The organism is Banduia mediterranea, assembly GCF_031846245.1.
GTDB classification, from domain to species: Bacteria; Pseudomonadota; Gammaproteobacteria; order Nevskiales; family Nevskiaceae; genus Banduia; species Banduia mediterranea.
Genome location: NZ_JAVRIC010000021.1, coordinates 49,762 through 69,012, shown reverse-complemented (window position 1 = coordinate 69,012; position 19,251 = coordinate 49,762). Strand labels below are relative to the sequence as shown.

Genomic DNA, 19,251 nt, shown 5'->3' with positions numbered 1-19,251 from the left:
CTTGCTGGCGCCCCCCTCCGGTGCAACGATCGCGCCTGGGCGCACAGTACCTGCTGGGCTACATCGCGCGGCACCGCGACAGCTGGCCGGTCCGGTTCGCCGAAGGCGTGGCCGGAACGGCCTTCGCAGCGCGAGTCACGCGGTACCGCGAGCGCATAGTCGATATGATCGCGATGACGCTTTCGGGCCTGGCGCCCGGACGCCGCGAAGTGGAGGCGCGGCCGTATGCGCTGGCCTTGATCGGCGCCGGCGAAGCGATCACGAACTGGTGGGTGAATCAGAACGAAGTATCGCTCAACGCCATGTCGACCTCCGTCAGCGATATCGTCGAGGCCGTGTCGAAGGCGTATGTGGCGGGAGCGGCTCCGGTGGCGGAGCGACGGACAAGACGAGCGCGGCAGGGACAAATCGCGCCGTCACACCGATATGGATTTGGTTTAGGAAGGAAGGAAAAGCAATGCTCGTGCGAAATCTCAGGGCTCGCGCCGGAGGACTGGCGTTATTGCTCGCGATTGCGGCGCCCGCATCCGCGGTGCGTTTCGATCTGGACTATGGCGACGGAATCGAAGGCGTACTGAATACGACATTCACCGCTGGCGGCGCCTGGCGTATGCAGCACCCGTCATCGGATCTGATCGGCAAGTCCAATCTCGATCCGGGTGTCTGCAGCGGTGTCTATCAGTCGTGCCAGGGCCTGTTCCGTGAACAGTCCTATCCGGCGGCGCATCTGGCCGCTGCACCCGGCGCGCCGACCATGCACGCCGATGACGGCGATCTCAGCTACGACAAGGGCGACGCGGTTCAGGCGGTGATCAAGGCCTCACAGGATCTCACGCTCAGCTACGGCGACTTCACGCTGTTCGCTCGCTGGCTGTATTTCTATGACACAGTCAACATGAATCAGGGTGACTACTTCCCGACCCTGATCACCGCCGAGAACGTCAACCGTACCGGCACCACCGATGATGCCGTCTCCAACCGCTATTTCGAACGGGTCTACGGCCCCGGCGAAGCCACCGAAGTCGACCGCAGCGGACGCGCGCTCAAGCAGGCCGGTACCGACCTGCAGCTGCTGGACCTCAACATCGCCGGCACGATCAAGCTGATCGAGGACTATCCGATCTCGTTCAGGATTGGCCGCCAGTCCATCAACTGGGGTGAAAGCACGCTGGTGGCGGTCAACAGCATCAATCAGTGGAATCCGCCGAACGCCAACAATCTCTACCGTGTCGGCATGTCGGTCGAGGAAGTGTTTGAACCGGTCGGCATGCTCAGTCTGAGCATGGACCCGTTCTACAACGCCTCGATCGAACTGGTCTACCAGTACGAATGGGAACCGCTGGAGATCCCGACTCCAGGAACCTATTTCTCGACGGTCGATGCCGGTACCGACAACGTGCGCGACTACTTCAACCTCAGCTTCGGTGGGTCGTCGGACGATCCGGACAAGGTGGGCTACTTCCTGGACAATCCACTGGCGCTGATCACACCGGCCACGGCCTATCTCGAACGGGCCCCGGACCAGACGCCCAAGGATTCCGGACAGTACGGATTCGCGTTCAAGTACTACGCCGAGAATCTCAACTACGGCACCGAGTTCGGCTTCTACTACATGCGCTACCACTCGCGCCTGCCCTATGTGAGCTTCATCTCCGCCGACGCCAGTTGCGCACGTGCCGCCGGCAACGCGGAAGGCATCAATGCGACGAACACCAGCGAGTTTCTCAGTGTCTGCGACAACATCCCTGGGCTTGCGGTACCCAGCGCCAGGCAGCAGCTCGCGGCGGATTCACTGACGACGATCGTCGCGAACCCGGGCGCGATCACCGACGTCGGTACCGATATCGCTGCACTCCTGCCACTGCTCACCGGAATAGGGACCGACCCCGACGGTCCCTATTCCGAAGCCAACGGCCTCGATACCCAGAAGATCTTTTTCGAGTATCCCGAAAACATCGACATGTTCGGCGTCAGCTTCAACACGCCGCTTGGCATCTGGGCGATGCAGGGCGAGGTCTCGTATCGGCCGGACCTGCCCTTGCAGGTTTCGATCATCGACGTCGCCTTCGCGGCGTCCGGGCCACTGCTGTCGGCTTGTCATGACCCGTCCGTGGGCTGCGCCGGCACCTCGGGCGGACGCGGCTTCTCCGAGGACGGCGGCCGCACCAACTATGGCAGCAGCGATGCCATGAACGCCGGCGCCGACATCGATTACGCCGATACGATCAATCTACTGGTCGGCCACTTGCCCGGTTCGGCACGTGCCTATCCGAGCTTCCTCACCGCTTATCGCGGCGGCGTGGTCGGCGACACGCCACCGAACTCATACGTGCGCGGCTGGGAACCATTCGACGTTCTGCAGTACGACCTTGGCTTTACGCGCGTCTACAGCGCCACCGAAAACCCCTTTGGCGCCAGCCAGGTGCAGCTGGTCGTCGAACTGGCGGCGGTGCACGTTCCGGGACTGCCGAGTCTCGACGAGCTGCAGATCGATGCGCCAGGCGTTTACACCCACGCCAGCGCCGGCGCCGACGGCACCGGAGCAGACGGTTCACGTCAGGCGTGTTCGACCAATCCGACCTGTGTCGTCGGCCCGGACGGACTGCGATTCAATCCGACGCAGGCCGATCTCGACGCCTTTGTCGACAAGTTCTCCTGGGGCTATCGGGTGATCAGCTTCTTCAAGTACGAGAGCCTCTTCCCCGGGATCAGCCTGCAACCGAGCTTCGTGCTCACGCATGACGTGAAGGGCACCTCGCCCGGCCCGGCCGAGAACTTCGTGGAGGGCCGCAGGTCGCTGACCCTGCTCAACGAGATCCGCTTCCGCGGCGGTCTGTCCTTCACCGCCGGCTATACCTGGTACACCGGCGCCGGTGAAAACAACCTGCTGCGCGATCGTGACTTCGCACAGGCCTTCGTCAAGTACCAGTTCTGATCGGAACAAGCTGCAGCTTTTTTGAGCGTGCCCGGAGCGTCCGCAGGGCGTCATCCGCCTGCGGCAACGGCCGCTCCGATCGCTGGCATTGATGCGATATCACGAGGGGGCAGTGCTACCGCCCGGCGCCGGGGCACACACTCCCCCAAACGAACACGCATGTCGCTCGAACTGCTGCGGTCATGTGCGCCTTGACCGTGGCTTCCGAAACGTTGAGATCGTAGGCAATCTGCTTGTTGAGCTTGCCGTCGGCCAGCATCAGCAGCACGCGGAACTGCTGCGGCGCCAGCGTCGACAGACGCTCTGACAGTTCTGCGCGGAGTGATCGTCGGACTCGTTCAGGCTCGGTGGAAACCATTCGTCGCCGGCGTTGACCGCCGCGATCGCCTCGGTGATGGTCTTCATCGGCGAGGACTTGGGAATGAATCCAGCCGCGCCGAAATCGCGCGCCCGCCGCACGGTGTTGGCGTCTTCACTGGCCGACACCACGATCACCGGTATCACCGGATACTGCGCACGCATGAATACCAGCGAGGAGAAGCCGCGAGGTTGAAGGCGTGGAAGCAGTCTGCCTCCACTGGCCGCGCATCCGGCCGTACGCCCGCCAGGGCGCCGACCAGAGCCGCGCGAAACAGCGGATGATCGTCGGGGCGACCAGGATCGGCGGTTTGCTCACGGGCGCGGCATTCAGCCGTGCTTCTGGCGATCGCTGACCAGGCTGTCCACCACCGAGGGGTCGGCCAGAGTCGAAGTGTCTCCGAGCGCGCCGAATTCACCCTCGGCGATCTTGCGCAGAATGCGGCGCATGATCTTGCCGGAACGCGTTTTCGGTAACGACGGCGCGAACTGAAGAATGTCCGGCGAGGCAATCGGACCGATTTCGTTGCGCACATGCTGGCGCAGTTCGCGCAGGAGTTCCTCGCTCGCCTCCACGCCGACATTGAGCGTGACATAGGCGAACACGCCCTGCCCCTTCAGCTCGTGCGGGTAACCGACCACGGCCGCTTCGGCCACCTTGGCGTGCGCGACCAGCGCGCTTTCGATTTCCGCGGTGCCGAGGCGGTGACCGGAAACGTTGAGCACATCGTCCACACGACCGGTGATCCAGTAGTAGCCGTCCTCGTCGCGTCGCGCGCCATCACCGGTGAAATAGCTGCCGGGATAGGTGCTGAAGTAGGTCTGCACGAAGCGCTCATGATCGCCGTAGACGCTGCGCATCTGCCCGGGCCAGGAATCCTTGATGATGAGATTGCCGCTGGTCGCGCCCCGCAGTTCCACACCCTTGTCGTCGACCAGCGCCGGCTCGATGCCGAAGAACGGCAAACTGGCGGAGCCGGGCTTGAGGGCCGTCGCGCCGGGCAGCGGCGTGATCATGATGCCGCCGGTCTCGGTCTGCCACCAGGTGTCGACGATCGGGCAGCGGCTGTCGCCGACAACCTTGTAGTACCAGTTCCAGGCTTCCGGGTTGATCGGCTCGCCGACCGAGCCGAGCAGCCGCAGCGAGGCGCGGGAATGCTTCGTTACGGGTTCATCGCCCTCGCGCATCAGCGCGCGGATCGCGGTCGGCGCGAAGTAGAAGATGTTGACCTTGTGCTTGTCCACGACCTGCCACGGCCGTGACTCATCCGGATGGTTCGGCACGCCCTCGTACATCAGCGTGACGGCGCCATTGCACAGCGGCCCGTAGACGACGTAGCTGTGCCCGGTGACCCAGCCCACATCCGCACCGCACCAGAAAATCTCGCCGTCGTGGTAGTCGAACACGTACTGGAAAGTCATCGACACCCACACCAGGTAACCGCCGCTGGTATGCAGCACGCCCTTGGGTTTGCCGGTGGAACCGGAGGTGTAGAGGATGAACAGTGGATCCTCGGCGCTCATCGCTTCCGGCGGACACTCCGCGGCCTGCGTCTCGACCAATTCGTGATACCAGACATCGCGTTCGCCGGACCAGGCGATCTCGCCGCCGGTGCGGCGCACCACGACGACCTTCTCCACGGAGGCCGCGCCGGGCTTGGCCAGGGCGGCGTCTGCGTTGACCTTCAAGGGAATGGCGCGACCACCCCGCAGTCCTTCGTCAGCCGTGACCAGCCATTTCGATTTTCCGTCCTCGATGCGACCCGCGAGCGCATCCGGCGAGAATCCGCCGAACACCACTGAATGCACCGCGCCGATGCGCGCGCAGGCCAGCATCGCCACGGCCGCCTCGGGGATCATCGGCATATACAGCGTGACCACATCGCCGCGCTGCACGCCGAGCGACTTCAATCCGTTGGCGAAACGACAGACCTTCTCGTGCAACTGCCGATAGGTGATCGTCAGTGACTCGGACGGATCGTCGCCTTCCCAGATGATCGCGGCTTGCTCACCGCGTGTTTCGAGATGACGGTCCAGGCAATTGGCGGACACGTTGAGCTGCCCATCCTGATACCAGCGGATGTGCAGATCGTCCGCGGCATAGGACACGTCCCGGACCTGGGTATAGGGCTTGATCCAGTCGATGCGCCGGGCCTGCTCCGCCCAGAAGCCATCCTTGTCCTCGATCGAACGGCGGTACATGCGTTCGTAGGCCTCGCCGTCCACCCAGGCGTGCGCCGCCCAGTCTGCAGGGACGGGATAGCGGGTATCTTCGGACATGATTTCGGGTTCTCTCTAGTTTTAGGGGCCGACCGCTCCTCGCGGTGTGCTCGACAGTCTCATAAGCGGAGCCATCATGCGGAATTCGACTTTGATCGTATCCACTGCCAATTGCGACCTTAGGCTAGTTTCCGTCCATAAACGCTAACATTTTGATATGGCTGACGTTTTCCAACAAACGGCGATAAAAACCCGTTGATCTGGCGCAATCATAGCTGTTAACGCATTGATTTTACAACAAAAATTTGGTGTTTGATGGGCATGGAACGCAAGGTCCAGACCAGTATATTCGAACGCTGCGCCGAGCACGAGATTGGCCTGGAGTTGCAGGCCATGTCGACCTGGCTGGATGCCCATCCGGAGGTGCTGGCCTGGGTAGCCGCGGACCTGAAGTCGGGCGAGGCCCTGGGGACGGGGCGCCGGAGCCCGAGCTGCGAATCAGCGTTGCGCTGTGCGATTCTCAAGCAGTACCGCCAGCTCACTTATGAGGATCTGACGTTCTGCCTGCTGGATTCGATGTCGTGCCAGGCCTTCCGGTCGTGTTCTGCAACCATCGGTGCCGCGCCAGCAAGCGGATGCGCGCGATCATCTACACCCGCGGCCAGGACAAGAAACGCGGTCTGGTCCAGAGTCCGGCTCGCGGTCGCCGGTCGGCCCCCACCCTGCGGGAATCGGCTGTACAGTTTCAGCGGAGGAGGATCCCAATATGGAAGCTCAGTACAAGCGAAATGACAGAGTCCACCAGCATCACCGGCTTTCTCAGGAGCCGGCTCGCAAAATTTGCAGTGCTCTGCCTCCTGTTGCTGGCCGTCATAGGAATGAGCTTGGTCGCCACCAGCGAACGCAAGCGCTCGCTGCATGAATACGAAGCCACGCTGCGCAGCACGGTCGATGGCCTCGCTACACAGCTTGAAAACACTATCGAGTTCAGACGCAGGAGCGTCCGTTTCCTGGGTGACGTGCCGCCGATCCAGGGCATCGTCCGCGCCAGCAAGAACAACGGACAGGATTCACAGGAACAAAGCTCGCTCCAGCTTTGGCAACAGCGACTGAGCCAGATCTTCTCAGCCTTTCTGGCGACCAATCCAGAGGTCTATCAGGTGCGCTACATCGGCATCGCCGACGGCGGGCGGGAGCTGGTGAGGGTCGAGCGGGTCGATGGCCCAATCAGGGTCACACCGACGGCCGAACTGCAAAAAAAGGGCGGACGCGACTATTTCATGGAGGCGATCCGCCAGCCCCCCGGCGAAACCTACGTGTCACAAATCACCCTCAATCGCGAGCACGAAAAGGTCGAAGTGCCTCACCGCCCCACCGCTCGCTTCGCAGTGCCGGTATACGAGGACGGCGGGCCGGTGTTCGGGATCGTGGTGATCAACGTCGACGTTGAATATGGGCTTCAGAGCTTCGCCAAGGCGGCGCCGCCAAACAGCGCGATCTACCTCACCAATGCCGCCGGCGGTTACTTTGTACATCCGCAGCCTGAACGCGCGTTCGGCTTCGAGTTGGGCTCGCCATACCGCTGGCAGGACGAGTTTCGCAGCACGCCGTCGGACAACGGGCCCGAAGGCCAAGGCGACATCGTTCCCATGCAGGCCGACAAGTCCAGAGTCTGGACGGTGACCCGAACCGTATCACCGCAGACGGACGACCGAAGCCGCGATATCATTTTTCACGCCGTTGTACCCGACCGGCTTGTTCAGCAGCATATGCTGATTGCAGTCGCCAAGACCGCTGCGTTCATGATCGCGGTGGGCGCCGTCGGTAGCGTGCTGATCTTTCTCTACTGGGTGGGCGTTCAGCGGCAATTACAGGCCCGCCGTGAACGCCTGCGGCTGGCTGCCATTGTCGACAACTCGCACGACGCCATCATCGGACTCGATCCGTTCGGAACAGTGTCCAACTGGAATCAAGCCGCCGAACGACTGTTCGGCTACTCGCAGTACGATGCCACCGGCCGCTCCATTCAGTCCCTGATCGCGCCCGACGAGGCTCCGATCTCGGAGACCAAGGTACTGATGCGCATCATTGAGGGAGGCAGCGCCACGCGCTACGAAACCCGGCGCCGACACAAGGACGGACACCTGATCGACGTTGCGGCTACGCTGTCACCGATTCGCGGAGACCAGAACAATATCCTGGGCGTCGCGGCGATACTGCGGGACATCAGCGACCAGAAAGCCGCGCAGACGGAAATCCTTCAGCTCAACGCCAATCTGGAATCGCAGGTACGAGAGCGCACCGCCGAACTGGAGGCCACCTCGGCTCTGCAGCGAGCAATTCTGGCCAATGCGGGTTATGCCATCTTCGCGATGGATGCTGTCGGCACAATCACTCTGTTCAATCCCGCCGCCGAATCGATGTTGGGCTACCGGGAGAATGACGTGGTCGGCCGACAATCCGCGATGCTGTTCCATGATGCCGATGAAATCTCACAGCGGCTGGAAAATGTGGGCGACGGTGTCCCTCCTGAAAACGGGTTCGAGCTGGTCGTGGCCAAGGCGCGCGAGGAGCCCGCGGTCGAAAGCGAATGGACCTACGTGCGCAGGGATGGCTCCACCCTTCCGGTACGCCTGCACATCAGTTCCCTGCGGGACGAGCAACACAAGCTGGTTGGCTACCTTGGTATCGCCATCGACCAGACCGAATTCCGCGAGCGCGAGCAGGCGCTGAATGAGGCTCGTGCCGCAGCCGAATCGGCCAATCAGGCGAAGAGCCAATTCCTCGCCAACATGAGCCACGAAATCCGAACACCGATGAATGCAGTGCTGGGCATGCTGCAGCTGCTACGCCGCACTCCACTGGACTTCACCCAGCAAGACTATTCGGCCAAGGCAGAATCCGCAGCGAAAACGCTGTTGGGAATCCTCAATGACATCCTCGACATTTCGAAGATAGAAGCCAACAAGCTCACCCTGGACCCACACCCCTTCCAGCTGGATGACTTGCTGCGCGAAGTCGGGGTGATCCTGTCCGCCAATGTCGGCCAGAAGGAAGTCGAAATCCTGTTCGATATTGACCCGGAAATCCCCAACGGGTTGATCGGCGATGCCTTGCGGCTGCAGCAGATTCTGCTCAATCTGGCGGGCAACGCGGTCAAGTTCACCACCGAGGGCGAGGTGGTCCTGAGCGCATCGCTGCTACGGACAACGGCGACGGGTCTCGACCTGGAATTCCGTATCCGCGACACCGGCATCGGCATGACCGAAGACCAGGTCGGGCGCATCTTCGACAGTTTCGAACAGGCCGAAAGCTCGGTCGCGCGGCGCTTCGGCGGCACCGGACTGGGTCTGGCGATCACCCAGAAACTGGTGAACATGATGGGCGGGACGGTCAATGTCGAAAGCCAGTCCGGTGTCGGCAGCATTTTCCAGTTTCAGATCAGTCTAGCGCCGGCTCCTGACGAAGCACCCGCCTCTCCCGTTGCCGTTCGGAAAGCGCCCAATCTGCACAAGCTGCGCGTGTTGATCGTCGACGACAACAGCAGCGCGCGCGAGATTCTCGCCGCCATCGCTGAATCCTTCGGCTGGACCGCCGATACCGCCAAGGATGGCGTAGAAGCCCTGGCTGCCCTCGACACCATGGCGTCAAGCGAAGACAACTACGACGTCATCTTCATCGACTGGCGTATGCCGCAAATGGACGGCTGGACGCTCAGCGAGCGGATCAACGATCGCCGAGCCGGCGCCGCCGGTCCCCCATTGATCATCATGGCGACGGCCTATGGCCGCGATGCCCTGGCACAGCGCCTGGGCCACGAACGCGCCGCGCTGGACGGAATGCTCGTCAAACCGATCACGGCATCCATGCTGTTTGACGCCGTCGCGGACGCAAGCGCGGGCCTGGGACGCGTCTGGCAGGAGACTGAACAGGGCGTATCGAGTACACATCGGCTGCGGGGCATGCATATCCTGCTGGCCGAAGACAATGCCACCAACCAGCAGGTCGCCCGGGAATTGTTGGGATCGGAGGGCGCGATCGTCACCGTGGCCAACAATGGCCTGGAGTGCATAGAAGTGCTGCGTCGGGTAGAAGCAAGGATTGACGTGGTGCTGATGGACATCCAGATGCCCGAGCTGGATGGCTACGGCGCGACGCGACGCATCCGCGAGGAACTGGCGCTGGATCGCTTGCCGATCATCGCCATGACCGCCAATGCCTTGCCCACCGACCGCGCGGACTGTCTTGCCGCTGGCATGAACGACCACGTGGGCAAACCGTTCCATATCGACGATCTGGTTTCGGTGCTGCGATTCCATTGGCACGGATCCACAGGCGCCGCAACCCAAGCGCCGCAATCTTCGGAATGCGTCCCCGATACCGGCACGGACGGCTTCGATTTCAAACGAGCCCTTGAGCGCCTCGGTGGGCGACGCGATCTGCTCGTGCGTGAGAGCCGGGCATTCGTCGAGCAACAAGCCGAAACGCCCTCACGACTGCGGGCCCTCGTTCAATCGGGGAATGGCGTCGGCGCCGCCCAGATCCTGCATGCGCTCAAGGGTGTGGCGGCAACACTCGGCGCTCAGCGCCTGGCCGCGCTCGCCGCCTCGCTGGAGGCCGGCATCAATCAACACCACGACCTATCAAGCCTTGCATCAACATTGAGCGAGTTGGAGGATGCCTTGAACGAGGCACGACAGGCACTGCGAACTCAGGCCGATGCTCTGGCGTCGCCCGACAACTCCGCGGCAACGGCGCTACCGACTTCACAAGCGGTTTCCGCATCCGAGCTCGACACGCTCATGACGCTACTGGCAGAAAGCAACATGCGGGCAATCAGCGCCGCCCAGGCCCTGGAAGCCAATATCTTGGCGATCGCGCCTGAGCCGGGGCGGCGCCTGGGCGAGGCAATGGCAAACCTGGACTTCGCCGGCGCACTCGAAGCGTGTCGCGACATTCAACAGAAGCTCGGCCAATGACCACTTCGAACGAGCCGGAATTGCCCACCCTGCGCCCACGCCTGCTGCTGGTCGACGATCAGCCGATCAATATCCAGATTCTCTATCAGCTGTTTCAGGACGACTTCGAAATCTTCATGGCCACTGACGGCCAACAGGCCCTGGCCGTCTGCGAGCGCGAATCGCCGGACTTGATTTTGCTCGATGTGGTTATGCCGGGGATGGACGGTCTGGAAGTCTGCCGCCGACTCAAGGCAAGCCCGGCCACTCGCACGATCCCCGTGATTTTCGTCACTGGCCAGAACGCACCGAATGAGGAGGCCGCCGGCCTTGAGGTGGGCGCGGTGGACTTCATTTCCAAGCCGATCAGTCCCCCGGTCGTCAAAGCACGCGTCAAGACGCAACTGAAACTCAAGGCGCTGACCGACCAGCTGCGTGACCTCGCGTTTGTGGACAGCCTGACGGGAATCCCCAACCGACGCCGCTTTGACGAAGCTTGCAGTCAGGAATGGAATTTTGGCCGCAGACACAATGTGCCGCTTGGCCTGATCCTGATCGACGTCGATCATTTCAAGGCCTACAACGATCACTACGGACATCAGGCCGGCGACGCCACGCTCCAGGCCGTGGCCACAACACTCAAATCCTCGCTGCGTCGCCCACGCGAGCTGGCCACGCGTTTCGGCGGCGAGGAATTCGCCTGCCTGCTGCCGAGTATCGCACTGAGCGATGCACTGCAGATCGCATCGTCCCTGTGTCGTGCCATCCAGGAAGCCGGGCTCCCTCATGAGCTGTCCACCACGGCGTCCGTGGTCACGGTCAGCGCAGGCGTCGCATCCGAAATCCCCGGCCCCGAGCGCAGCCCGGCGGACCTGCTGAAACAAGCAGACGCCTGTCTGTACCAGGCCAAATCGCAAGGCCGGAACCGTGCCATCGCGGCATTGCCGGACGGCGCCTAGTCCGCCCCACAATCGTCATTTGGATTTCCGGGTTCCCGCAATGCGGGCCCCCGGAATAACGAGACGCCGTAGCAACCATGTTCTGTCAAGAGCGAGTTTGCGCGATATTGGGGTTCCAAGTGCTGCGATCGCGGAGCATGGCGTTGAGGATGACGAGCAGTTTTCGGGCGACTGCGACCAAGGCGACCTTGAAAGGTTTGCCGCGCTGGACCAAGCCGTCGAAGCAGGCTTTGAGAGGTGGATTGAAGCGGCTAGCGGACGGAGCCGCCTATACAGGGTATTTCGGACGTTTTGGCGTCCACCCCAGATGGCCCGCTTGCCGCGCAGGGTGCCCGAATCGCGATTCAAGGGCGCCAGACCCACCAATTTGGCAATGCCATGACGATCCAGGGCTCCCAGTTCGGGCAGTTCGATCAGCAGGCGCCGTACCGTTTGCGGACCGACGCCCTGAACGCCTTGAAGCAGCTCCACCTTTTCGATCTGCCGCCCGTGCCGGGTCGGCATGCTTCCATCGGACGTGACCCCGAGTATGTCCGCCACGGCACGCTGTCCGTCCTGACCGCTCTGGACCTTCACAACGGTGAAATCATCGCGCTTCTGAAGCGTCTGGATGCCCACTACCCCGAGCCCGCCACGATCCGAGTCGTGCTGGACAACCATTCCGCCCACATCTCGAAAGAGACCATGGCCTATCTCGCCACACGCCCCGGCCGCTTCGAATACGTTCATACGCCCAAGCATGGCTCTTGGCTCAACTTGATCGAATGCGTCTTCTCGAAGATGCGGCGAAGTTTCCTCAGAATCACCGAGGACAGGTTTCAGAACGCGTGGCAGCGCCTGATGCGCGACGCCAAGAAACAGGGCGTCATCGCCAGCCGCTTCACGTTCCACGACCTCAAGGCCAAGGGGGTATCAGACTTCGACGGCGACCGCAGAAAGGCAGCCGGCCACCGCACCGAAAGAGCCGCCGATATCTACGATCGGAAGCGGGAAATCGTCCCCGCCACTCGATGACTTTTCACCGTTCGGTGATTCTCGGCAACACATGCTGCTAACTGCCTGATTTAATTGGTGGGCTGCCAGGGACTCGAACCCCGAACCTATTGATTAAGAGTCAACTGCTCTACCATTGAGCTAGCAGCCCGAAACGCTACAGCCGCGTGATCGCGGTCTGCGTAATTGGGGTGGACGATGGGACTCGAACCCACGACATCCGGAATCACAATCCGGGACTCTAACCAACTGAGCTACGTCCACCGTCGAAACGAAAAAAACCCGGGACGGTGAGCCCCGAGGGGCGCGAATGATAGCAGAACATTTTGAGCTTCAACACCCTTAGCCCCTTCCAATATGAAATGAGTCTGTAGGGGCGCTCGTGTTTCCAACATGAGATGAGTCTGAACTGACCTCGATCCGTTCATGATGGCGGGATGAAGCTCATCATGAACCCCAGGCACTTGCGTCCGCTCCGAGACCCCGCAGGAGTTCGAATCTCTCCGCACGAACCCGCAGGAACCCGCAATAGCCCGCACGGCCAGATGGTAGGTTGTTGATTTTCAAAAAACCGGTTGATCGGTCCGCGCTTGCGGACTGCGGACTTTCAATCCCCCGGTAATCTGGCTTGCAAGCGTCGTCGCAGTGGCGTCGCGTTGCGAAACGTCGGTACTTGGCCAGATATACCGACAAGACGGAACATCCTTCAGCCGGCACTGGTCTGCGCCGCGACCGTCTTGGTCGAGGTCGCCAGGCATGATTCCTCGTAGGCCTCGATGTCGACCTGGCGGTAGATCACCCGGCCGCAGAGCTTCAGGAACTTGGGCTTGGGCCCGAGCCCCTCGCTACGCCAGCGCTCCAGGGTGGCCTCGCTGAGATGCCAGCGCGCGGCCAGTTGCTTTTGATTGAGGTGAACGACGTCCATCTTGGTCTCCTTCCGAATGAGTTGGCAGGAGTCCATGAAGGCGCTGTTCCGCCGACGAGCCAAGGCCCAGCGCGGTCTGGCGCCTGATTGGGTGCAAATGGGTGTCCTTTTGGGCATGGGCGAGCCAGACGCATCTGGAGTGCGCCCGTTTCGGATATTTCGAATATTCGTTTATTTCGGTTATACTTCCTCCCATGATGCTGTTTGAAGCTCCCAGGAGGCTGCCATGACCACTCTCTCTCCCACCCATTCGTTGCCGACGGCCGAAGAAGTTGCCATCGCTCGTGAGAGCGGCCGAGCGCTGTCTGCCTTCCTGCAGACCCGTGCGGAAACCCAGCAGATCGAGATCTTCGACGACAAGGGCGCTGCCCATCCCGTTCGCGTCCCGGTGTCGGCGCTTCGGCTGCTCGTGGACGTCCTGACCGAAATCGGCGAGGGCAACGCGGTGAGCATCATCCCGATCCACGCCGAACTGACCACCCAGGACGCAGCGGACGTGCTCAACGTCTCGCGACCGTTCCTTGTCCAGTTGCTGGAGCGTGGCGAGATCCCGTTCCATAAGATCGGCACGCACCGGCGCGTCCGCTACCAGGACGTGATCGCGTACAAGGAGCGGATTGATGTGGAGCGCAGCAAGGCCCTCGATGCCCTGGCCGAGCAAGCCCAGGCGCTCAAGATGGGGTACGAATGAATGAGTTCGAACTTCACCGTCATCTACGACGCGTGCGTGCTCTACCCGGCCCCGCTGCGCGACTTCCTGATGCGCCTGGCACTGACCGATCTGTACCGGGCGCGCTGGACAGACATGTTCCACGACGAGTGGACGCGTAATGTTCTGAAGCAGCGGCCAGACCTGAAGGCCGAAGACCTGGAGCGCACGCGATCGCTGATGAACGCCCACGTCCGCGACAGCCTGGTCACCGGCTTCGAGCACCTCATTCCGTCTGTCGAGTTGCCGGATGCCGATGATCGGCATGTGGTGGCCGCCGCCATTCACGGCGGCGCCAGCCTGATCGTGACCTTCAACCTGAAGGATTTCCCGCCGGACCAGCTCAAGCGCTACAACCTGGCCGCCCAGCATCCGGATGACTTCATCTTCGATCTACTGGATCTGCACGCGGCACGCGTTTGCGAAGCCGCAGCCAACCATCGACGGTCGCTGAAGAACCCGCCCAAGACGACGGACGAGTACCTCGACACCCTGCTCAAGCAGGGTCTGACGCAGACCGTTAGCCAGTTGCGGGAGTGGAAGGTGGCGATCTGACGGACGCGGGTTCGATTCCCAAACCGGGAATTGAACTGGCGCGGGAAAGCAGACGAGGTTGAACAGCCTTTCCGGGCACCAATCAAAGCGAAAAACCTGCTTGATCGTCCACGGCCGCAGGGCGCCCCAGCAGGCATTTCGATCGAGTTCGCAATGGTTCGCAGCAGCCCGCAGCGCTTCGATTCCGTACTTTCAATAGTCGTTTGGTGCGGGGTACCATCCCACCAGCAGATCGCCGATTTATCCACGGCAGCACCTCAGTGACGCCGGAGCCGGCACCACAAGCGGAGCGCTACCGGCTGATCGAAGATACCTTGCGCCATTTCGCGACTCCCCGCGTTTGTCCAAGGCGGACAAGGAGCTGATCGTGGCCAATCTGCGCCACTCCAAGCCCTGCAACGACAACGCGCTGGCCGAGAGCGGTGGTGCGCAAGCTGCTCGGCTACGCCCACATCCCCCAGCACTTCGCCCCGCGCGTCAACTTTCACCGGCCTTGTTCTTCGCCACCACCGTGACCGATGCCAAGGGCAAGCAAGGCAAGCGCTATCGCTACGAGGACATGATGCCCCCTTACGAGAAGCTCAACTCCTTGCCCAAGGCCGCGCAGTACCTCAAGTCTGACGTAAGCTTCCGACCCCTGGATGAAATCGCCTACGCGCTCAGGGCCGGCCGGGATCGAACTGCGATCGCAGACCCTGCCAGACATCCGAATAGTTCATCTGGCGAAAGGGCGCGTTCCGAGCCTGCTCGCTGCATCGGAACGGATAGCGGCTTTCGAACATGAAGGCCAGCGAGTCATCGAGGTGCTGCGGTGCCAGCGGCATCTGGCACGCCGATTCGAAAGCGTCCGCATCCGGCCCGTGGGCAGACATGCAGTTGTGCAGGCTGGACCCGCCCGGTATGAAGCCGCTGGTTTTTGCGTCATAGCGCCCCTGAACCAACCCCATGAACTCGCTCATCACGTTGCGGTGGAACCATGGCGGTCGGAAGCTGTGCTCGGCCACCACCCAGCGTGGCGGAAAGATCACGAAATCGACGTTGGCCGTACCGGGTGTGTCGGACGGCGCCGTCAGCACCGTGAAAATCGACGGATCGGGGTGATCGAAACTGACCGTATTGATGGTGTTGAAGCGTGAGAGATCGTAGCGGTAGGGCACGTGGTTGCCGTGCCAGGCCACCACATCGAGTGGCGAATGATTCAGCGGCGCCGACCAGAGTCGGCCATCGACGCGGGCGACCAGTTCGAAGTTGCCTGAGATATCGTCGTAGCAGGCTACGGGGGTTTCGAAATCCCGCGGATTGGCAAGGCCGTTGGCGCCGATCGGCCCCAGTTCCGGAAGCTCGAAGGCCGCCCCGAAGTTTTCGCAGACATAACCGTGTGCGCCCCCCGCAGCCTGGGCGCGCCGCACCTGAAACTTGATACCGCGTGGCAGCACCGCGCAGTGCCCGGGCGGCACATGCAGTTGTCCGAGTTCCGTCCGCAGCAACAGCTCACCGCTTTGCGGGACGATCAACAACTCCGCGTCGGCATCGTACAAGTAGCGCGACTGCATGTCCGCGTTCAAGGCATAGAGATGCACGGCGCAGCCGGTCTGCGCGTCCGGTCGCCCATTCGCAGCGAAGGTGAACAAGCCATCGATGAAATCGCAGGGGGTCTCCGGTATCGGCAGCGGGTGCCAGCGCATCGGATTGGGGTCGACCGGATCGCCGGTCAACGGCGCCGATAGCCAAGGCGTCGGTGGCAGGAGCCTGAATCGGCCCTGCACCACGGACGGCCGGATGCGGTACAGCCAGCTACGTCGGTTGTGTCGGCGTGGCGCGGTGAATGCGGTGCCGCTGAACTGTTCCGCGTACAGGCCATAAGGACAGCGCTGTGGTGAGTTCTGTCCACACGGCAATGCGCCAGGCAGCGCTTCTGTGGCGTGTTGGTTGCCGAAACCGGTGAGGTACTGGAGTTCGGGTGAGATCATCGCCGCGCTCTCTTGTATTCGATGGCGCATAGCCTACCGCGCCGGGCGACAGCGGATGTTCGGCCCTGGAGTGATCCTCTATGCTCCAATGACTTTCGGCAGATATGGGGCAGGGTATGAATTCGGGAGGTCCGGGACGGGTTGCATCGTGGTGGGCGGCCCTGTTGTTCATGGCGATGAACTTCGGTGCGTGGTTACCGGCAGCGATGGCGGCCGAAATCGAGTCGCTGTCGCTGGACAATGGCGAATACCGGATTCCGGGCACCCTGACCCTGCCGGTACGGTTGCAGGTCGCTTCAAGGTGTCCAGCGGTGCTGATGTTGCACGGCACCGGATCGAACAAGGATGAGGTCGGCGGCGTCTACAAGCGGCTGGCGGGCGAGCTTGCCCGTGCAGGAATCGCCTCCTTGAGAATCGACTTCGCGGGCACCGGCGACAGTTCTGTGGATTATCGCCAGTACACGCTCAGCGGCGCCACGCGCGACGCCGCTGTCGCACTGAAGGCGCTCGGCGAGCATGTGGGAGTTGATCCGCAGCGTCTCGGTGTACTCGGTTTCAGTCAGGGGGGATTGATCGCGCAAGGTCTGGTGGTGAAGCAGCCCGACATTCGCGCACTGGCAACCTGGTCCTCGGTGGCCAATGACGGGATCGGCGTGTTCCAGCCCCTGTTCGACGAGCACCTGGACCAGGCGCGTCGCGATGGCTACGCCGTGGTGAATTTTCCATGGCGCGGACCGCTCAACTTCAGCCTGGAGTGGTTCGACGAAGTGCGTGCCAGCACGGCGCTCAGCGATATGGCGGGCTATCACGGCAAGCTGCTGGCGATTGCCGGCTTGGCCGACGATGCGGTGCCCCACGAAGCCTCACTACGCCTGGTCGAAGCCGCCGGGTCCACCGACGCGCGCGTACTCCTGATCAAGAACGCGGATCACATCTATCACGCGTTGGGCGAAGACCGCAGCCAGATCGACGAAGTGATCGAGCAGACAGTGCGATTCTTCCATGCGGGGCTGTAGGCCCGCATATCTCAGCGCCTTGTTCTTGGTCCCACTTGAGGCTCAAAGCCGCCCACCGCGAGCGCAAACACGAATTGGCCTCTGGGGCAAGATCTGAGGCGAGCTCTGGGGCCGCCGGTCGACCCGATTATTTCGGCTTGCCGGCGCCGCTGGATTGAACGGCCGGCCCCAGCCCGGGTGACGAAAGGTAGGGCCAGACCCCCTCAGCGGACTGGCGAACAAGTCGCCGCAGCGGCATCGTTCCCGTTGGGGAAACAGGCAGGCATCGCCGATGAACACAGAATTCATCTCCGGGCAGTACGACTGGGGACTCGTTGTCGTTTCATACATCATCGCGGGGTTCGCCGCCTACGTCGCCATCACGGTCGTTCATCGAGTCTTCGAAACCGCAGCCGAACAGTGGCGCTGGCTGATACTCGGGGCGCTGGCCATGGGTTGCGGCATCTGGTCGATGCACATGGTCGGCATGCAGGCCTTCGCCATGCCGATCCCGGTGGGCTACGCCATCGGCAAGACAGTCGCCTCTCTGCTCGCCGCGATCGCCGTGGCCAGCCTTGCGCTGTATGTTTCCAGCCGCGAACAGCTCGGTCTGGGTGCAGTGCTGGTCGGCGCCCTGCTCATGGGCGCCGGTATTTGCGTCATGCATTACATGGGCATGGCGGCGATGGAAATGTCACCGGCAATCCAGTACGACCCCGGCTTGTTCTCTGCATCGGTGATCATCGCCGTGGCGGCCTCCGGTGCCGCCTTGTGGATCCTGTTCAATCTGCGTCGAATCTCCCGCCACCGACGCACGCCAGCCCGTCTGCTGGCGGCCGCGATCATGGCCGCCGCCATTAGCGGAATGCACTACACCGGCATGGCCGCCGCGAACTTCCCGGTGGGTACGGTATGCGGCGCGGTCGATGGTCTGGGTGGAACCTGGACGACCCTGGCCGTCGCGGTGTTCTCCCTGCTTCTGGCGGGCCTGATCGCCGGATTGGTCCGCTCCGACGCAGTCAAGCACGCCCACCTGCGCGAACAGCGCGCACGCCGCGAGGATGAGGATCGTGCGCGCTTCCTGTCGCTGTACGATCCGCAGACCAAATTGCCGAACCGCGCCTCGTTCCAGCAGGAGATCGTCAATTTCATGAGTCGTGCCAAGCGCAGCGGTGTGAATTTCGATCTGTACTACTGCTCGGTCAATTTTCCGGGCGAACCGTCGGACGAAATCATCGACGACGCCATCGACGGTATTGCCAAACGCCTGCGTGCCGGCTGTCAACCGGGCGACTTCCTCGCCCGATATACCCGTCAGGAGTTCGTTTTTCTGAGAGCGCGCATGCACGAACACGACGCACCGGAGGCAGTGCGGCAAACGCTGCGTGTGGCGTGTTCTGCGCCGGTCGACGTTCGTTCCGAAGTGGTGTCGCCGCAGTCACATATCGGATTCGCGCAATACCCGAGCGATGGAGACAATTCGAGAACGCTGCTGTTCGCCGCCACCCGTTCCGCCGACGCAACACCGTCGACACCAACGCGAGGGCGCTTCGCCCTGGTGCGCTGAGCCACACCCCTGGCTGATTTCCCTGGCCGCACGTTCGTCACTGACCCGACGCCCGCGCGGCATTTTTTTTGTCCGCACGCCGTCATTCCGGACGGGCCGCAGACCTGA

Annotated in this window: 11 protein-coding genes, 2 tRNA genes and 3 pseudogenes; 9 read left to right on the top strand and 7 right to left on the bottom strand. The window is 62.3% G+C overall.

Translation table 11 applies throughout. The features are described 5' to 3' along the window. The first annotated feature begins 20 nt into the window (after window positions 1–20). Complete coding sequence (locus RM530_RS13945) at window positions 21–578, top strand: hypothetical protein (protein WP_311365859.1); 558 nt, start codon at window positions 21–23, stop codon at window positions 576–578. Then, window positions 503–2,935: a DUF1302 family protein gene (locus RM530_RS13940; RefSeq protein ID WP_311365858.1), complete on the top strand. Its 2,433-nt coding sequence runs from the start codon at window positions 503–505 to the stop codon at window positions 2,933–2,935. The genes RM530_RS13945 and RM530_RS13940 overlap by 76 nt, the downstream gene beginning before the upstream one ends. A 115-nt stretch (window positions 2,936–3,050) precedes the next feature. Here RM530_RS13940 and RM530_RS19030 read toward each other — a convergent pair. Together RM530_RS19030 and acs are read right to left on the bottom strand one after the other, a co-directional pair. Continuing rightward, window positions 3,051–3,642: pseudogene (locus RM530_RS19030) on the bottom strand (LuxR C-terminal-related transcriptional regulator). Beyond that, window positions 3,623–5,572, bottom strand: a complete 1,950-nt coding sequence (acs, locus tag RM530_RS13925) for an acetate--CoA ligase (protein WP_311365856.1) — start codon at window positions 5,570–5,572, stop codon at window positions 3,623–3,625. The pseudogene RM530_RS19030 and the gene acs overlap by 20 nt, the downstream one beginning before the upstream one ends. Window positions 5,573–6,390: 818 nt before the next feature. Here acs and RM530_RS13920 point away from each other — a divergent pair. Further along, window positions 6,391–10,491 carry a PAS domain S-box protein gene (locus tag RM530_RS13920; protein ID WP_311365855.1) on the top strand — a complete coding sequence of 1,367 codons (4,101 nt, stop codon included), beginning with the start codon at window positions 6,391–6,393 and terminating at the stop codon, window positions 10,489–10,491. Beyond that, the gene (locus tag RM530_RS13915; protein ID WP_311365854.1) at window positions 10,488–11,429 is read left to right on the top strand and encodes a diguanylate cyclase domain-containing protein; all 942 of its coding nucleotides are present in this window, start codon (window positions 10,488–10,490) and stop codon (window positions 11,427–11,429) included. Before RM530_RS13920 ends, RM530_RS13915 begins: the two co-directional genes overlap by 4 nt. A gap of 85 nt (window positions 11,430–11,514) precedes the next feature. Here the strand turns inward: RM530_RS13915 and RM530_RS13910 are convergent. Next, window positions 11,515–11,906, bottom strand: a pseudogene (locus RM530_RS13910) (transposase); the annotation flags it as partial. Here RM530_RS13910 and RM530_RS13905 point away from each other — a divergent pair. Beyond that, window positions 11,907–12,230, top strand: a pseudogene (locus RM530_RS13905) (transposase); the annotation flags it as partial. 268 nt (window positions 12,231–12,498) lie between these two features. Here the strand turns inward: RM530_RS13905 and RM530_RS13900 are convergent. The 3 genes from RM530_RS13900 to RM530_RS13890 all read right to left on the bottom strand — a co-directional run bounded on the left by RM530_RS13900 (window position 12,499) and on the right by RM530_RS13890 (window position 13,347). Beyond that, a tRNA-Lys gene (locus tag RM530_RS13900) sits at window positions 12,499–12,573 on the bottom strand. Window positions 12,574–12,609: 36 nt separating this feature from the next. Next, window positions 12,610–12,686: transfer RNA gene (locus RM530_RS13895), tRNA-His, on the bottom strand. Window positions 12,687–13,128: 442 nt separating this feature from the next. Continuing rightward, window positions 13,129–13,347: a helix-turn-helix transcriptional regulator gene (locus RM530_RS13890; protein WP_311365853.1), complete on the bottom strand. Its 219-nt coding sequence runs from the start codon at window positions 13,345–13,347 to the stop codon at window positions 13,129–13,131. 226 nt (window positions 13,348–13,573) lie between these two features. Between RM530_RS13890 and RM530_RS13885 the strand changes: the two genes are divergently transcribed. Both RM530_RS13885 and RM530_RS13880 read left to right on the top strand, forming a co-directional pair. Beyond that, window positions 13,574–14,038 carry a helix-turn-helix domain-containing protein gene (locus RM530_RS13885; RefSeq protein WP_311365852.1) on the top strand — a complete coding sequence of 155 codons (465 nt, stop codon included), beginning with the start codon at window positions 13,574–13,576 and terminating at the stop codon, window positions 14,036–14,038. Further along, window positions 14,039–14,611, top strand: a complete 573-nt coding sequence (locus tag RM530_RS13880) for a PIN domain-containing protein (protein WP_311365851.1) — start codon at window positions 14,039–14,041, stop codon at window positions 14,609–14,611. A gap of 659 nt (window positions 14,612–15,270) precedes the next feature. Here RM530_RS13880 and hmgA read toward each other — a convergent pair. Next, on the bottom strand, window positions 15,271–16,581 hold the full coding sequence (gene hmgA / locus RM530_RS13875) for a homogentisate 1,2-dioxygenase (protein WP_311365850.1): 1,311 nt from the start codon (window positions 16,579–16,581) through the stop codon (window positions 15,271–15,273). A 116-nt stretch (window positions 16,582–16,697) separates the two neighbouring features. On the opposite strand from hmgA, the gene RM530_RS13870 reads away from it, so the two are divergent. Both RM530_RS13870 and RM530_RS13865 read left to right on the top strand, forming a co-directional pair. Continuing rightward, window positions 16,698–17,597 carry an alpha/beta hydrolase gene (locus tag RM530_RS13870; protein WP_311365849.1) on the top strand — a complete coding sequence of 300 codons (900 nt, stop codon included), beginning with the start codon at window positions 16,698–16,700 and terminating at the stop codon, window positions 17,595–17,597. Window positions 17,598–17,868: 271 nt separating this feature from the next. Continuing rightward, entirely contained in the window at window positions 17,869–19,143 is a 1,275-nt protein-coding gene (locus RM530_RS13865) for an MHYT domain-containing protein (RefSeq protein WP_311365848.1), read from the top strand. The last annotated feature ends 108 nt before the right edge of the window (window positions 19,144–19,251 follow it).

Excerpts from the sequence above, each read along its gene's own strand:
- acs (WP_311365856.1), bottom strand. The coding sequence starts at position 5,572 with ATGTCCGAAGATACCCGCTATCCCGTCCCTGCAGACTGGGCGGCGCAC.
- RM530_RS13920 (WP_311365855.1), top strand. The coding sequence starts at position 6,391 with ATGAGCTTGGTCGCCACCAGCGAACGCAAGCGCTCGCTGCATGAATAC.
- RM530_RS13915 (WP_311365854.1), top strand. The coding sequence starts at position 10,488 with ATGACCACTTCGAACGAGCCGGAATTGCCCACCCTGCGCCCACGCCTG.
- RM530_RS13890 (WP_311365853.1), bottom strand. The coding sequence starts at position 13,347 with ATGGACGTCGTTCACCTCAATCAAAAGCAACTGGCCGCGCGCTGGCAT.
- RM530_RS13885 (WP_311365852.1), top strand. The coding sequence starts at position 13,574 with ATGACCACTCTCTCTCCCACCCATTCGTTGCCGACGGCCGAAGAAGTT.
- RM530_RS13880 (WP_311365851.1), top strand. The coding sequence starts at position 14,039 with ATGAGTTCGAACTTCACCGTCATCTACGACGCGTGCGTGCTCTACCCG.
- hmgA (WP_311365850.1), bottom strand. The coding sequence starts at position 16,581 with ATGATCTCACCCGAACTCCAGTACCTCACCGGTTTCGGCAACCAACAC.
- RM530_RS13870 (WP_311365849.1), top strand. The coding sequence starts at position 16,698 with ATGAATTCGGGAGGTCCGGGACGGGTTGCATCGTGGTGGGCGGCCCTG.
- RM530_RS13865 (WP_311365848.1), top strand. The coding sequence starts at position 17,869 with ATGAACACAGAATTCATCTCCGGGCAGTACGACTGGGGACTCGTTGTC.